Source organism: Pseudomonas sp. J380 (assembly GCF_009827115.1).
In the GTDB taxonomy this organism is placed as follows: Bacteria; Pseudomonadota; Gammaproteobacteria; order Pseudomonadales; family Pseudomonadaceae; genus Aquipseudomonas; species Aquipseudomonas paracarnis.
On record NZ_CP043060.1, the window covers coordinates 2986419 to 3002477 of the forward strand.

General features: G+C 58.4%; 10 protein-coding genes. All 10 read left to right on the top strand.

Annotated elements, in window-relative coordinates:
* The 10 genes from FXO12_RS13475 (at nucleotide 1) to FXO12_RS13520 (ending at nucleotide 16044) form a co-directional block, all read left to right on the top strand.
* Nucleotides 1–3345 carry a dermonecrotic toxin domain-containing protein gene (locus FXO12_RS13475; RefSeq protein ID WP_160049685.1) on the top strand — a complete coding sequence of 1115 codons (3345 nt, stop codon included), beginning with the start codon at nucleotides 1–3 and terminating at the stop codon, nucleotides 3343–3345.
* 97 nt (nucleotides 3346–3442) lie between these two features.
* Complete coding sequence (locus FXO12_RS13480) at nucleotides 3443–5044, top strand: ABC transporter substrate-binding protein (RefSeq protein ID WP_057976838.1); 1602 nt, start codon at nucleotides 3443–3445, stop codon at nucleotides 5042–5044.
* Nucleotides 5045–5302: 258 nt separating this feature from the next.
* Nucleotides 5303–6931, top strand: coding sequence for an ABC transporter substrate-binding protein (locus FXO12_RS13485; protein ID WP_034126282.1), 1629 nt, complete (start codon nucleotides 5303–5305; stop codon nucleotides 6929–6931).
* Nucleotides 6932–7287: 356 nt separating this feature from the next.
* Nucleotides 7288–8841: an ABC transporter substrate-binding protein gene (locus FXO12_RS13490; RefSeq protein WP_371920470.1), complete on the top strand. Its 1554-nt coding sequence runs from the start codon at nucleotides 7288–7290 to the stop codon at nucleotides 8839–8841.
* A 171-nt stretch (nucleotides 8842–9012) separates the two neighbouring features.
* Complete coding sequence (locus FXO12_RS13495; protein WP_003188488.1) at nucleotides 9013–10407, top strand: OprD family outer membrane porin; 1395 nt, start codon at nucleotides 9013–9015, stop codon at nucleotides 10405–10407.
* Between the two features lie 80 nt (nucleotides 10408–10487).
* A complete protein-coding gene (locus tag FXO12_RS13500) occupies nucleotides 10488–12086 on the top strand; it encodes an ABC transporter substrate-binding protein (RefSeq protein ID WP_034126280.1) in 1599 nt (532 codons plus the stop codon).
* Nucleotides 12087–12161: 75 nt separating this feature from the next.
* A complete protein-coding gene (locus tag FXO12_RS13505; RefSeq protein ID WP_054896910.1) occupies nucleotides 12162–13172 on the top strand; it encodes an ABC transporter permease subunit in 1011 nt (336 codons plus the stop codon).
* A gap of 10 nt (nucleotides 13173–13182) precedes the next feature.
* Nucleotides 13183–14094 (top strand): ABC transporter permease subunit, encoded by a 912-nt coding sequence (locus tag FXO12_RS13510; protein WP_003188486.1) that lies wholly within the window; start codon nucleotides 13183–13185, stop codon nucleotides 14092–14094.
* Between the two features lie 10 nt (nucleotides 14095–14104).
* Nucleotides 14105–15073, top strand: coding sequence for an ABC transporter ATP-binding protein (locus FXO12_RS13515; protein ID WP_034126279.1), 969 nt, complete (start codon nucleotides 14105–14107; stop codon nucleotides 15071–15073).
* Entirely contained in the window at nucleotides 15073–16044 is a 972-nt protein-coding gene (locus FXO12_RS13520; protein ID WP_057976834.1) for a peptide ABC transporter ATP-binding protein, read from the top strand. The genes FXO12_RS13515 and FXO12_RS13520 overlap by 1 nt, the downstream gene beginning before the upstream one ends.
* Nucleotides 16045–16059 lie beyond the last annotated feature (15 nt).

Consider the following 16059-nt stretch of genomic DNA (forward strand, 5'->3'; position numbering starts at 1 on the left):
ATGTCCCTGTCACTCAACTCAACCCACAGGTTATCGCTGCCACTCGTAGTCGCCAAACCGACGTCGGCCATTCAAGCGCAGGCGACACCGCCCACTGCAAAAACCGCCCAACCCGACGAAACAGCACTGCTCAAGGCCTATCTCGAGGCCGCACAACGTAAGGTGTTACACGGCAATGCCGGGCTTATAACCGTGCCGCCCCAGAGCACTCTGGGCCAGTGGCTTGGGCTGTATCGCATGCATTTGGAAAACGCCGTGGTACAAGGCTGGCTGCAGGAACAACACTTCGCCCCGGACACCTTGCTTTCAATCAACCCGTCTACAGGTACCTTGTCCGCCAAGGTCGAGGGCAAAACTAAAACCTTCCATCTCTCGGATTCATCAGGCTGGGGACAAATTTCAGGACCATTGCTGGACGCCGCAAAGATTATCGCCCCTGGAAATAACGGTGATTTACGTGTGAGGCTGGGCAAGGACTCCATCAAGGTCAGCGCAAAAGTGGTGGCCAACTTTGAAGGTGTGCCCCTTCCCCAAAAGCTGTCACAGGCTCGAACACAAATAAGGCACCTGGAACACAAAGACACCTTCGATCCTATCCCCGCCGATGACCGCCTGCGCCCTGCCAGCAGCCGCTCGCCACAGGCGCTGCAGGTGCAAAAACACAACGCCGCCAACTACTACAGCACCGCACCACAAGCCTTGGCTTACAAGCGCCTGGCCGTTGACGTCGCCGACAACCTGCCCAATACGCGGGCAGAGGCCAAAAAGTGGGCGGATGACCTGCTGCTCAAACTCACGGGCAAACCTATCGACTCCGACACCGTGTACTTGAACCGTTTCAAAGGTGGCGAAAGCGCAGACACGGCGACCGGCTGGGAACACACCTTTCAAGAACCCTGGTCTTCGCTGCGCTTGCCCGACGCCTTGCTGAAGAACTTCTCCGAGCACGACTGGGTGCCCGGCAACCTGGACCTGGAAGCGGGGCTATATACCCAGCCTGCTGGGCAAAGCGAAAAAGGCGGCTACGGCAAACACAATCAAATCGACCTCAAGCCGTCCCAAGTGATGCATGAAAGCTGGAAAACCGACTTTCAGACCCAAATGACCCAGAAGATTGACCACTTCTGGAGCACGCATAACGACGAGTATGAGACGACGATCAAAGGTGAATTCATCTTCCAGGCCCGCAAGCAATTGAAAAGCGCCGAGAGCAGACCCCCTCTTGAACGTTCCTTGCAAGCGCCCGAGCACCAGTTCACCCGTGACGACTACCGTTTGGTGATGGGTGCTGTGTCCAACCTTACGCTCGATGAAAACGCCCCGATCACCGTGGAACAACTCAAGGCCAAAGCACCGGCAAACGGCAACGTTCAAGCGCATGCCCTGAGCCTCCACGGGGTTACGTCCAGCGATATAGTGAGATTCAGCGCTGCGGACGGTGGCCGGCAAGTGCTCTATATACCGGGCGCCGAACCCGCATTCTTGCGCTTTGATTCTATTGAGAAGCTGGATCAGTGGCTGCTCGAGCAAGCCAAGGACCCTGCAAAACGCGAAGCACTGGCGGCTCACTTCCCGATGATCTATCGCCAGGACCAGACCAAGAGCTTTGCTGAACGCGCGGCAAAAGTACTGATGCCCATTCTGTGGTTCACCCATGTGGGCGAAAAGAAGGATGGCCTGGACACCCTCTTGGCGAAAATGGCCAGTGGTGAGTTGAAGGGGTCAGCGATTGACCGCAGCCACGCTGCCATTAAAGACGACGTTTTTTCCACATTGGCGACGGCCGCCAAAGAACGGATGAACAGTGACGCCGATGTAGTCATCAAGTCCGACAGCGAGGTGATTCGCGATACGTGGCTGAACGACATCACCGTAGCCGCCGGCCTGCTGGTCAAACTCGCGCCCATCGCCGCGCCCGTAGCCGCCGCAGCGGTGGCGGCCGGGTTGACCGAGGTGGCGCTAGGGGCAGAAAAAACCTCGTCTGGCGACACCGTGACAGAGCGGGATGAGGGCGCCTCCAAAGCGTTCGATGGCTTACTCAATACAGTGTTTTCCTACGGTGCCAGTGCTGTGCCGGAAGACCCTTTTGCACTGCCCGCAGAAAAAGAACTGCCGCGCCTTAAGCCCCAGCCTCTCCCCAGGGCAAACGCTCGCGAACCACAACCTGGGACGTCCACAGGCATCCCTGTGGTTAGCGACTCCGTTAACGCCCCACTCCCCAGATCACGTTCACTCATTCCAATGGCGCAATATGCCGTCCCGGAGGGTGAACAGCTGATAAAGAACGCGCCTCGCGACGCGTTGGGTGTTTATCGAGTAACCGACAGCCAGGGAGTGCTGCGCCAGTTAGTGCGCCTTACCGACGAGACGGGGGCGAGCAAGGTATTTGAGATATCGGGGCGTTACCGGACCGGTGATGCATTTGCCAGAGTCATCAACCCCGATAACGGCGCTGGGCTGATGGTCATCACACCCGGGCGTAACGGAGAGTGGGCGCGGGCACCGGGTGATGGCGGGATAAAATGGCCGTGGCCGTGGCAACGTCCTGAGTCCCCGACACCCAGTAACGATTTAAAAACGCCCGCACATGTATCGGATAATTTTATTGAGTTAGACGGCACCAAAATGAAAGGCGCTGACCTATTCGACAAGTATTTCAACGTTGAAGAGCAAGCGAACTATAAATATGGCGTCACTTTCAGGGAAAATAACGGTATTTTAGAAAATCGTCCTGTCTTTTCCTGGACAGCAGACAGCGCGGATTTCACCGTACTTGCATCGGAAACAGCCTCCCCCTCCTCGTTTGGTAGCAGCAATTACTCCGAATACTTTATCAAAGACATCGACCGAGACCCTTACACAATAAGACGCCCTGGCCTGGAGAACGTTGAGATCAACATACCCCGGCAGCTAGCAGGAATGACCATCCCAGATAACTTAGAAGGGTCAATTCGTGAGGGTCTGGTAAGGGACGGGATCGATACATTTGAGCGCACCGTGCCCAATCCTGACATGCGAGCGGCAATTTCAGAGGTTGCTCATCAAGGTTCTTCCGCTCCTGCGTGGTTTGAATTGCAACCTCCGCGAGTGAAAGACGGCTATAGCAGCAGCGTTGGCGACCGGCAGTACTTCATCGACTACAACCCTCTAAAAAATGAGACCGAGGTCACAATAGTCACCCAATGGCACCTGAAATATGATGTTAGAGGTGAGTCCACCCTCGTCGATGACGTGAAAATAACAGCCACTCGGACTTTCACCCTTCGTGAAAGTAATGAAATAGACGGCCCGCCCGTTACAATCGATAAATCGGCTCCCACCCGTATAGAGGTATCCCCCGCATAAAGGTATCCCCTACCTAAGCCAGCTGAACGGCGGTAACCTCGGTGACCGCCGTTTTTGTTTGGGCTGCTTTAAGATGCCCGCCGCCTCAGGGGTCTCCATGGAAAAAATCGCCGTCAAGCCACTGCTCCTCGCCGCAAGCCTTCTGGCCTTTATACCAATGACCCAGGCAGCCACCACCCTGGTCTACTGCTCCGAAGCCAGCCCCGCCGGCTTCGACCCCAGCCAGTACACCAGCGGCACCGATTTCGATGCGTCCGCCGAAACCGTGTTCAACCGCCTGACCCAGTTCAAGCGCGGCGGTACCGAAGTCGAACCTGGCCTGGCCACCAGTTGGGATGTTTCCAAGGATGGCCTGACCTACACCTTTCACCTGCGTGAAGGCGTCAAGTTCCATACCACCGACTTCTTCACCCCGACTCGTGACTTCAACGCCGATGACGTGCTGTTCACTTTTAATCGCCTGCTCGATGCCAACAGCCCGTTTCGCAAGGCCTACCCCTCAGAGTCGCCCTACTTCACCGACATGGGCTTGAACACCACGATCAAGAACGTCGAAAAACTCGACGAGCGCAGCGTGCGGTTCAACCTGAACACGGTCGATGCTTCGTTCGTGCAAAACCTGGCCATGAGCTTCGCCTCTGTGCAATCGGCCGAATACGCCACCCAGTTGTTGAAACAAGGCAAGGCGGAGCAGATCAACCAGCAACCGGTCGGCACCGGGCCGTTTGTGTTCAAGCGCTACCAGAAAGACTCGCAGATCCGTTATGTGGCCAATAAACAGTATTGGAAGCCCGAGGATGTGAAGCTCGATAACCTGGTGTTCGCCATCACCCCGGACGCCGCCGCGCGCCTGCAGAAACTCAAGGCGGGCGAATGCCAGGTCAGCGGTTACCCGCGCCCCGCCGATATCGAGGTGATGAAGCAAGACCCCAACCTGCGCGTACTGCAACAAGCGGGCTTCAACCTGGGCTTCCTGGCCTATAACGTGACTCACCCGCCGCTGGATCAACTCAAGGTTCGCCAGGCACTGGACATGGCCATCGACAAGCCCGCAATCATCAAGGCCGTGTACCAGGGCGCCGGGCAATTGGCGCAGAACGCACTACCTCCCGCGCAGTGGTCTTATGACCCGAAAATCCAGGACGCCCCCTACGACCCGACCAAGGCAAGGTTGCTACTAAAAGAAGCAGGGGTTGCACCAGGTACCACCATCAACCTGTGGGCAATGACCGTACAACGCGCCTCAAATCCGAATGCGCGGATGTCTGCACAAATGATTCAACAGGATTGGGCCAAGGTCGGCATCAAGGCCAACATCGTCAGCTATGAGTGGGGCGAATACATCAAGCGCGCCAAAAATGGCGAACACGATGCAATGATTTATGGCTGGACCGGCGACAATGGCGACCCCGATAACTGGCTGGGCGTGCTCTACAGTTGTGCTGCGGTCAAGGGCAGCAACTACGCCAAATGGTGTAACCCGGCGTATGACAAGCTGGTGCAGCAAGCCAAGGTCAGCAGCGACCGCGAGCAGCGCATCAAGTGGTATCAACAGGCACAGAAAATCCTTAAGGAACAGGTACCTATAACGCCTATTGCGAACTCGACGGTTTTCCAGCCTATGCGCAAGCAAGTGCGTGACTTCAAGATCAGCCCGTTTGGGCTAACGCCGTTCTACGGTGTGGGTCTAGATAAGTAACAGCCGCGCCCCAACCGAGTGCGCTAGACGCCTCGGCTGGGCTTTTTTGGTGCGCCATTTGCACCGAAAAAACCCTCCAAACAGGCACTTTTGTGTCGAAACTTTCATAATTGCGACATTCCTGTACGTTCGTACCACAGTTTTCCCTTTGCAACCGCTCTGCATCTTGCATTGGGTATGGCGCCTGCATAAGTATCCGCAGGCCGACTCACGAGGTCGCCCTCACCACCAAAAATGACAACAAATCATGAGGCCAACATGCTTAAACACGCAGTCCTTCCGTTATTAGTGAGCGCTGGCCTTATGGCCGCAGCCCCCGTAGCCCTTGCGGCAACTAACCTGGTGTTCTGCTCCGAAGGGAGCCCGGCCGGTTTTGATCCAGGCCAGTACACCACCGGAACAGACTTCGATGCCTCGGCCGAAACCATGTTCAACCGCCTGAGCCAGTTCGAACGTGGCGGCACCGCCGTCGTTCCTGGCCTGGCCACTAGCTGGGACGTGTCCCCGGATGGCCTGACGTACACCTTCCACCTTCGCGAAGGCGTCAAGTTCCATACCACCCCGTATTTCAAGCCAACTCGTGAATTTTCGGCTGACGACGTACTGTTCACCTTCAACCGGATGATCAATAAAGACGATCCATTCCGTAAGGCCTACCCCACCGAGTTCCCGTACTTCACGGACATGGGGATGGACACCAACATCAAGAACATCGAAAAAATCGATGACCACACCGTCAAGTTCACCCTTGGCACCGTGGACGCCGCGTTCATCCAGAACCTGGCCATGAGCTTCGCCTCGATCCAGTCCGCCGAATACGCTGCGCAGTTGTTGAAGGAAGGCAAGCCTGCCGACATCAACCAGAAGCCGGTCGGCACTGGCCCGTTCGTGTTCAAGAGCTACCAGAAAGACTCGAACATTCGCTACACCGGCAACAAGGACTACTGGAAACCTGAAGACGTGAAGATCGATAACCTGATCTTCGCTATCACCACCGACCCGTCGGTGCGTATCCAGAAGCTCAAGAAAAACGAATGCCAGATCACCCTGTTCCCACGTCCGGCCGACCTCAAGGCGCTGGGTGAGGACAAGGACCTGAAACTGCCGCACCAGGCCGGTTTCAACCTGGGCTACATCGCCTATAACGTCATGCCAGTACTCAAGGGCCAGACCGCCGCGAACCCGCTGGCTGATCTGCGCGTCCGTGAAGCCCTGGACATGTCGGTGAACAAGCAGCAGATCATCGACTCCGTGTACCAGGGTGCCGGCCAACTGGCGGTCAACGCCATGCCGCCGACCCAGTGGTCCTATGACACCACCATCAAGGATGCCAAGTACGATCCTGCCAAGGCCAAGGAATTGCTCAAGGCCGCTGGCGTCAAGGAAGGCACCGAGATCACCCTGTGGGCCATGCCGGTCCAGCGCCCCTACAACCCCAACGCCAAATTGATGGCCGAGATGCTGCAGAACGACTGGAAACAGATCGGCCTGAAGGTCAACATCGTCAGCTACGAGTGGGGCGAGTACATCAAGCGCTCCAAAGGCGGCGAGAACCAGGCCATGATCATTGGCTGGAGCGGCGACAATGGTGACCCGGACAACTGGCTGAACGTGCTGTTCGGCTGCGACTCGCTGTCGGGCAACAACTTCTCCAAATGGTGCGACAAGAAATTCGACGGCATCGTTAAAGAAGCCAAGGCCACATCGGATGTCGCCAAACGCACCGAGCTGTATAAGCAGGCGCAACATATCCTCAAAGATGCAGTCCCGATGACACCTATCGCGCACTCGACGGTGTATCAACCCATGCGTAATACCGTGCAGGACTTCAAGATCAGCCCGTTTGGCTTGAATTCCTTCTACGGCGTTAGCGTCAGCGGCAAGTAAGGTTCAATAACGGCGACGTTTCATAACGTCGCCGTTATTCCATCCGCCTGGACCTTAGGAAACAGACTACGTTTGCAAGCGTTGCCGTCTTACAGCAATGAACTGCGACCCGTGCCTCCGTTGCCTACAAGGTCAGTCAGAATTGACGCATTTACTGCAAGGTCAGCGCCCCATAAGGTCGTAGGACAGCAGAGGCATCACTCTGGGAAGGGCACTTGCTGTGTGTGGGATCAGTGATGTCTGCCTGGCTGTAAGCCAGCAGGAAGGCTCGCTGTTGATAACTACAAACAAGGACCGGGATCGTCATGCGCCATACCACCGTTGTATCCGCTCTGTTTGCCACCAGCCTGCTGGCCATGGCCACCATGGGCCAAGCCGCCGAGAAAAAGAGCTTGGTGTTCTGCTCCGAAGGCAGCCCGGCAGGGTTTGACACTGCGCAATACACCACCGCGACCGACAACGATGCGGCGGAGCCTTTGTATAACCGTTTGGTGGAGTTCGAAAAAGGCGCGACCGACGTCGTCCCTGGGCTTGCAACCAAGTGGGATATTTCCCCGGATGGCCTGACCTACACCTTCCACCTACGTGAAGGGGTGAAGTTCCACAGCAACAAGGAATTCAAGCCGACGCGGGACTTCAACGCCGACGACGTGCTGTTCACCTTCAACCGCATGCTTGACCCCGAGCACCCGTTCCGCAAGGCCTACCCCACCGAGTTTCCGTACTTCAACGGGATGAGCCTGAACAAGAACATCGCCAAGGTCGAGAAAACCGACCCGTACACCGTAGTGATGACGCTGAACACGGTCGACGCCGCGTTCGTGCAGAACATCGCCATGAGCTTTGCAGCGATCCTTTCGGCGGAATACGCCGAGCAGTTGCTCAAGCAAGGCCGGCCCAGCGACATCAACCAGAAGCCGATCGGGACTGGCCCGTTCGTGTTCCAGCGCTATCAGAAAGACTCGCAGATCCGCTACGTGGGCAACAAACAGTACTGGGACCCGAGCCGCGTCAAGCTGGACCAACTGATCTTCGCCATCAACACCGACGCCTCGGTACGCGTACAGAAGCTCAAGGCCGGCGAATGCCAGGTGACCTTGCATCCACGCCCTGCCGATGTCGAGGCCCTCAAGGCCGACCCGAACCTGCAACTGCTGACCAAGCCGGGCTTTAACCTGGGCTATATCTCCTACAACGTGCGCCACAAGCCATTCGATCAGCTTGAAGTACGCCAGGCGCTGGACATGGCGGTGAACAAGCAGAGCATCCTCAATGCTGTGTACCAGGGCGCCGGGCAACTGGCGGTCAACGCCATGCCGCCGACGCAGTGGTCCTACGACGACAGCATCAAGGACGCCGCTTACGACCCGGAAAAAGCCAAGCAGTTGCTCAAGGCCGCCGGGGTCAAGGAAGGCACCGAGATCACCCTGTGGGCCATGCCAGTGCAACGCCCGTACAACCCCAACGCCAAGCTGATGGCGGAAATGCTGCAGAACGACTGGGCCAAGATCGGCCTCAAGGTCAAGATCGTCAGCTATGAATGGGGCGAGTACATCAAGCGCACCAAGAATGGTGAGCACGATGTCAGCCTGATCGGTTGGACCGGCGACAACGGTGACCCGGACAACTGGCTCGGCACCCTCTACAGCTGCGACGCCATCGGCGGGAACAACTACTCCATGTGGTGCGACCCGGCGTACGACAAGCTGATCAAGCAAGCCAAGGTCGTGACCGACCGTGAACAAAGGACTGTTCTGTACAAACAGGCGCAGCAATTGCTCAAGCAGCAGGTGCCGATCACGCCCATCGCCCACTCGACGGTCAACCAGCCGTTAAGCGCCAAAGTCGAGGGCTTCAAGGTAAGCCCCTTCGGCCGCAACGTGTTCTCGGGCGTCAGCATCAACCCATAAGAAAATAACCGGATGGCGGGGAGCGAAATACGCTCCCCGGCAAACGTGCAGGCTTTTGTTGGGAAATTTCCTACGCCAAACGTTTGCAATAGCTTGAACGAGTTCCACACCCAATAGCCGGATCACCCAAAAAGACCGGCATTAAAAAAGAGAACCAAAGGAGCTTCACCCATGAAACTGAGCAGCAAAGCGCTTCTGGCCTTGGCCATCAGCAGCATCACGGCCACCGCCTACGCTGAAACGCAAAGCCAGGACTTCGTTCCTACCACCCTGGCCGGCACCAGCGCCCAAAGCGAGGCCAAAGGCTTTATCGAAGATTTCAGCCTGGGCGGCACCACGCGTAACTGGTACTCCCATGAAAGCAAATACCGTGGGGGCACCTTCTCGTACCAGAAGCACGGCCAGACCCTGACCGATCGCAACCGTACCAACTGGGTGCAGGGCACCATCCTCAACGCCAGCTCGGGTTTCACCCAGGGCACCGTAGGGGTCAAGACTGAAGTGGCGGTGTACAACGCCCTGGTGCTGGATCGCAGCAAGCGTGATATCAAAGGCGGCTCCAACCGTACCCTGGCCGACTCCAACGGTGACGCCGTAGACCAGTGGAGCAAACTGGGCCTGGCCAACGTGCAATTCCGCGTGTCCAACACCACACTGACCGCCGGTCGCCAGAACTTCAGCAGCGGCATCGTCGACACCATCGGCAACCGTGCTCTGCCTTCGAGCTTCCAGGGTGTGAGCTTTAACAGCGAAGAATTCAGCAACCTGTCGTTCCAGGGCGGCGTGTTCGACCGCGTTTCGCCACGTAGCGAGCAGAGCCTGTCGAAATTCCGTAGCGAATACGGCAATGGCGCAGAAACCGACAAAGTGTCGACCCTGGGTGTGAACTACCAGCCGCTGAAAAGCCTGAAAACCAGCTTCTTCGCCGCCAACGTGAAGGACTTCTGGAACCAGTACTACTTCGGCGCCACCCACGAGCTGGGCGACGCGCAGCAGTTGGGCCTGACCACCGGCTTCAACTACTACAAGACTGTCGATGAAGGCAAAAAAGAGATGGGGGAAATCGACAACGATACCTTCTCCCTCTCCCTGGGCCTGACTCACCAGGCACACAGCCTGACCTTCGGCTACCAGCAAGTGAACGGTAACGAGTACTTCGACTACCTGCACGAAACCAACGGTATCTACCTGGCCAACTCCCTGACGTCTGACTTCAACGGCCCGAACGAGAAATCCTTCCAGATCGCCTATGCCATCAACATGGCTGAATACGGCGTACCCGGCCTGAAGTTCAACGCTTACTCGGCACGCGGCTGGGGCATCGACGGTACCCACTACACCGGCAACAATGGCCGGGCCAAGTTTGCTTATGACGGCATCCAGTCCCAGGACGGCGAGAAGCACCAGGAATACGGTGTAGGCGCCTCTTACGCGCTGCAGAGCGGCCCGCTCAAAGCCACCACCGTGCGCGCAACCTATGTTGAGCACCGTGGCAGCGAGTTCCAGTCCGACGGCAGCATCAAAGAGTTCCGTCTGGTTACCACCATCCCGTTCAACATCCTTTAATTAGCGCCAGGCAGGCGGCGAGCTCAGGACGAGCCCGCCGCCTACGCTTTTCTGGCTCCATCGATTGCAGAGGGCTCTGAATGAAAATGCTCCCACTACAAGCCGCCATGGCCGCTGCGCTGTTGAGCGTGGCGATCGGCGTTTCGGCCAAACCGCTGGTGGTCTGCACCGAAGCCAGCCCGGAAGGTTTCGACCCGGTCCTGTACACCACTGCAGTGACTGCTGACGCCGCCGCTGAAACCATGTTCAACCGCCTGGTGGACTTCAAGCCCGGCACCACTGAAGTGGTCCCTGCCCTGGCCAAAGACCTGCCGGAAATCAGCGCCGATGGCCTGACCTACACCTTCCATCTGCGTGACGACATCAAGTTCCACACCACCGACTATTTCAAACCCACGCGCAACCTGAATGCCGATGATGTGCTTTGGAGCTTCCAGCGCCAGCTGGACCCGAATCACCCGTGGCATAACAAGTCCCTCGTGGGCTACCCGTACTTCGAAAGCATGGGGTTCAAGGAACTGCTCAAGAGCGTAGAAAAGACCGACGATCACACCGTCGTCTTTACCTTGACCCGTCCGGAAGCTCCGTTTCTGGCCGACCTGGGTATGGCATTCTCTTCAATCCACTCGAAGGAATACGCCGACCAGTTGCTCAAGTCCGGTAAAACTGAAGACCTCAACGCCAAGCCTATCGGCACTGGCCCATTCGTCTTCAATCGTTATCAGAAAGATGCCCAGGCGCGCTTCAAGGCCAACCCGGACTACTTCCGCGGCAAGCCGGCGGTCGACCCGCTGATTCTGGCGATCACCACCGATAACAACGTGCGCCTGCAAAAGCTCAAGGCCAACGAATGTCAGATCGCGTTGTTCCCCAAGCCGGATGACATTCCAAGCATCAAGAAAGACCCGAACCTGAAGGTCGATGAACTGGCGGCGATGACCACCAGCTACACCGCATTGAACACCACTCGCAAATACATGAGCGATGCCCGAGTACGTCACGCGATCAACATCGCGTTCGACAAGGCCGGTTATACCGAAGCGCTGTTCGGCAAAGGCAATGCAGTCGTGGGCACCGGCCCGTATCCGCCGACCTTGCTGGGTTTCAGTGAAAAGCTGAAAAACCCACCGCGCGACCTGGATAAGGCGCGCGCCCTGCTCAAGGAAGCCGGCGTGCCGGAAGGCACCGAGTTCACGCTGTTCACCCGTAACGGCGGCGGCCCGACAAACCCTAACCCGATGCTCGGCGCCCAGCGTATGCAGGCGGATCTGGCGCAGGTTGGCCTGAAGGTCAATATCAAAGTCATGGAATGGGGCGAAATGCTCAAACGCGCTAAAAACGGCGAGCACGACATGGTGTCGGCAGGCTGGGTCGGTGATAACGGCGACCCGGATAACTTCCTCACCCCGAACCTGAGTTGCGATGCGGCGAAAAACGGCGAAAACTACGCGCGCTGGTGTAACAAAGAGTTTCAGGACTTGATCGACAAAGCTCGTGCGGAAAAGGAACCGGCCTTACGGGCCGCGCTCTATGAACAAGCACAGGATGTCTTCGAAAAAGACCAACCATGGCTTCCCATGGCTTACCCGAAACTGTTCACCGCCATGCGCAAGAACGTAGAAGGCTTCATCCAAAGCCCTCTGGGTACGAATAACTTCGCCACCACCCAGGTGAAGTAATAAGAAAAACGCTCGGCACCGTCGACACTGACGGTGCCGGACCTGCCTAACCGGCTGATTGAGGTACACACCAAGATGTTTAGTTTTATTGCCCGCCGACTGGGGTTATTGATCCCCACGTTCTTCGGCATCACGTTGCTGACCTTTGCGTTGATTCGCATGATTCCAGGCGACCCCGTAGAAGTCATGATGGGCGAGCGACGGGTTGACCCAGAAATGCACGCACAGGCAATGGAGCGCCTTGGCCTTAACAAGCCGCTGTATGCGCAATACCTGGACTATGTCGGCAAGCTCGCCCAGGGCGACCTTGGCGAATCGCTGCGCACACGCACCAGCGTGTGGACCGAATTCACCGCTCTCTTCCCCGCGACCCTGGAGCTGTCCATGGCCGCGCTGTTGTTCGCCGGTATCCTGGGCCTGTTGGCCGGGGTGATCGCGGCACTCAAGCGAGGATCCCTGTTCGACCATGGGGTGATGGGCATCTCCCTGGCGGGGTATTCGATGCCGATCTTCTGGTGGGGCCTGATCCTGATCATGTTCTTCTCGGTAAGCCTGGGCTGGACCCCGGTATCCGGGCGTATCGACCTGCTCTATGACATCGAGCCGCGCACCGGCTTCATGCTGATAGACACCCTGCTGGCCGACGAGCCGGACGCGTTCTGGGATGCATTGCACCACCTGATCCTGCCGGCCATCGTGCTCGGCACCATCCCGCTGGCGGTGATCGCGCGCATGACCCGTTCGTCGATGCTCGAAGTGCTGCGTGAGGACTACATCCGTACCGCCAGGGCCAAGGGCCTGTCGCCAGCCCGCGTGGTGTTCGTGCACGGCCTGCGTAACGCACTGATCCCGGTGCTCACCGTGGTCGGCCTGCAGGTCGGCACGCTGCTGGCCGGTGCGGTACTGACCGAAACCATCTTCTCGTGGCCCGGCATCGGCAAATGGCTGATCGAAGCCATTGGCGCGCGGGACTACCCGGTGGTGCAAAACGGCATTCTGCTGATCGCCTGCCTGGTGATCCTGGTGAACTTCGTGGTGGATATCCTCTACGGCTTCGCCAACCCTCGCATCCGTCACCAGCGCTGAGATCATGACCATGACCACACCTACTCAAGTGTCAGCAGTCGATCAGAGCCTGCTGTACCCGTCCCCGTACAAAGAATTCTGGCAAGCCTTCTCCAAGAACAAAGGCGCGGTCGCCGGCCTGCTGTTCATGTTGCTGATCGTGTTCTGCGCGATCTTCGCCCCGTGGGTTGCCCCGCATAACCCCAGCGAGCAATACCGCGACTTCCTGCTCACACCACCGGCGTGGCTGGAAGGTGGGCAAATGCAGTTCCTGCTGGGCACCGACGAACTGGGCCGTGACTTGCTCTCGCGCCTGATCCAGGGCTCGCGTCTATCGTTGCTGATCGGTTTGTCGTCGGTGGTGATGTCGCTGATCCCGGGTATCCTGCTGGGCCTGTTCGCCGGGTTCTTCCCGCGCTTGCTCGGCCCAACCATCATGCGTCTGATGGACATCATGCTGGCCCTGCCATCGCTGCTGCTGGCCGTGGCGATTGTCGCCATCCTCGGCCCTGGCCTGATCAACACCGTGATCGCCATCGCCATCGTGTCGTTGCCATCCTATGTGCGCCTGACCCGCGCCGCCGTGATGGGCGAACTGAACCGCGACTACGTGACTGCCGCCCGCCTCGCTGGCGCCGGCCTGCCACGCCTGATGTTCATCACCGTGCTGCCTAACTGCATGGCGCCGCTGATCGTACAAGCGACCTTGAGCTTTTCCTCGGCGATTCTCGATGCCGCGGCCCTGGGCTTCCTCGGCCTTGGCGTACAACCGCCAACCCCTGAGTGGGGCACCATGCTGGCTTCGGCCCGAGACTACATCGAACGCGCCTGGTGGGTCGTGAGCCTGCCTGGCTTGACCATTTTGCTCAGCGTGCTGGCAATCAACTTGATGGGTGACGGCCTGCGCGACGCGCTGGACCCGAAACTCAAGAACGCCGCCTGAGGAGATTCCCATGTCACTGTTAGAAATCAAGAATCTCAACGTGCGCTTCGGCGACAAGACCGCCGTGCCGGTGGTCGATGGCCTCGACATTTCGGTCGACAAAGGCGAAGTCCTGGCGATCGTTGGCGAGTCGGGCTCGGGTAAATCCGTGACCATGATGGCGCTGATGGGCCTGATCGAGCACCCTGGCATCGTCACCGCCGACGCCCTGAACTTCGACGGCAAGGACATGCTCAAGTTGAGCAACCGCCAGCGCCGCCAGATTGTCGGCAAAGACCTGGCGATGGTGTTCCAGGACCCGATGACCGCGTTGAACCCCAGTTACACCGTGGGTTTCCAGATCGAAGAAGTGCTGCGCCTGCACCTGAAAATGTCCGGCAAACAAGCGCGCAAGCGGGCTATCGAGCTGCTGGAAAAAGTTGAGATCCCAGGCGCTGCCAGCCGTATGGATGCCTACCCGCACCAATTGTCCGGCGGTATGAGCCAACGCGTGGCAATCGCCATGGCAATTGCCGGTGAGCCCAAGTTGCTGATTGCCGATGAACCGACCACTGCGTTGGACGTGACCATCCAGGCGCAGATCATGGAACTGCTGCTGGCCCTGCAAAAAGAGCAGAACATGGGCCTGGTGCTGATCACTCACGACCTCGCGGTGGTTGCCGAAACCGCCCAGCGCGTGTGCGTGATGTACGCAGGCCAGGCGGTGGAAGTCGGCCAGGTGCCGCAGCTGTTCGACATTCCGGCACACCCGTACAGCGAAGCGTTGCTCAAGGCCATTCCCGAGCACAGCCTCGGCGCAACGCGCCTGGCCACGTTGCCGGGCATCGTGCCCGGCCGCTACGACCGTCCGCAGGGTTGCCTGCTGTCGCCGCGCTGCCCGTACGTGCAGGACTCCTGCCGCGCCCAGCGGCCGGGCCTTGATCCGAAAAGCCACAGCCTTGCCCGCTGCTTCTACCCGCTGAACCAGGAGGTGGCGTAATGGCCGTCGTACTTACCGCCCGCGACCTCACCCGTCACTACGAAGTGTCCCGCGGCCTGTTCAAGGGTCATGCCACCGTGCGTGCCCTCAATGGTGTGTCTTTTGAGCTGGAAGCCGGCAAAACCCTCGCCGTGGTAGGCGAGTCGGGCTGTGGCAAATCCACCCTGGCCCGCGCCCTCACGCTGATTGAAGAGCCCTCGTCGGGCTCGTTGAAAATCGCCGGGCAAGAAGTGGCCGGCGCCGACAAGGCCCAGCGCAAGCAATTGCGCAAAGACGTGCAGATGGTGTTCCAGAGCCCCTATGCCTCGCTGAACCCACGCCAGAAAGTCGGTGATCAACTGGCCGAACCGCTGCTGATCAACACCAACCTGTCCGCCGCCGAACGCCGCGAGAAAGTGCAGGCGATGATGAAGCAAGTGGGCCTGCGCCCTGAGCATTATCAGCGCTACCCGCACATGTTCTCCGGCGGCCAGCGCCAGCGCATCGCGTTGGCCCGCGCCATGATGCTGCAACCCAAAGTGCTGGTGGCGGACGAACCGACCTCGGCACTGGACGTGTCGATCCAGGCACAGGTGCTCAACCTGTTCATGGATCTGCAGCAGGAATTCAACACCGCCTACCTGTTCATCTCTCACAATCTGGCGGTGGTGCAGCACGTGGCTGACGATGTGATGGTGATGTACCTCGGCCGCCCAGTGGAAGTGGGCCCCAAGGAAGACATCTACGCACGCCCGCTGCACCCTTACACCCAGGCGCTGCTGTCGGCCACGCCGACCATTCACCCAGACCCGAGCAAGCCGAAGATCAAGATCGTTGGCGAACTGCCCAACCCACTGAACCCGCCGCCTGGCTGCGCGTTCCACAAGCGTTGCCCGTATGCGACGGCGCGTTGCAGCAGTGAAGAGCCGCTGTTGCGTCCTTTGGATAACCGGCAGGTGGCTTGCCACTACGCGGAGCAATTCGTGGCCTGAAGCAACACAACCTCC

Coding starts and splice junctions, on each gene's coding strand:
- FXO12_RS13510 (WP_003188486.1), top strand. CDS start 13,183: ATGACCACACCTACTCAAGTGTCAGCAGTCGATCAGAGCCTGCTGTAC.
- FXO12_RS13500 (WP_034126280.1), top strand. CDS start 10,488: ATGAAAATGCTCCCACTACAAGCCGCCATGGCCGCTGCGCTGTTGAGC.
- FXO12_RS13515 (WP_034126279.1), top strand. CDS start 14,105: ATGTCACTGTTAGAAATCAAGAATCTCAACGTGCGCTTCGGCGACAAG.
- FXO12_RS13520 (WP_057976834.1), top strand. CDS start 15,073: ATGGCCGTCGTACTTACCGCCCGCGACCTCACCCGTCACTACGAAGTG.
- FXO12_RS13490 (WP_371920470.1), top strand. CDS start 7,288: ATGGCCACCATGGGCCAAGCCGCCGAGAAAAAGAGCTTGGTGTTCTGC.
- FXO12_RS13495 (WP_003188488.1), top strand. CDS start 9,013: ATGAAACTGAGCAGCAAAGCGCTTCTGGCCTTGGCCATCAGCAGCATC.
- FXO12_RS13480 (WP_057976838.1), top strand. CDS start 3,443: ATGGAAAAAATCGCCGTCAAGCCACTGCTCCTCGCCGCAAGCCTTCTG.
- FXO12_RS13475 (WP_160049685.1), top strand. CDS start 1: ATGTCCCTGTCACTCAACTCAACCCACAGGTTATCGCTGCCACTCGTA.
- FXO12_RS13485 (WP_034126282.1), top strand. CDS start 5,303: ATGCTTAAACACGCAGTCCTTCCGTTATTAGTGAGCGCTGGCCTTATG.
- FXO12_RS13505 (WP_054896910.1), top strand. CDS start 12,162: ATGTTTAGTTTTATTGCCCGCCGACTGGGGTTATTGATCCCCACGTTC.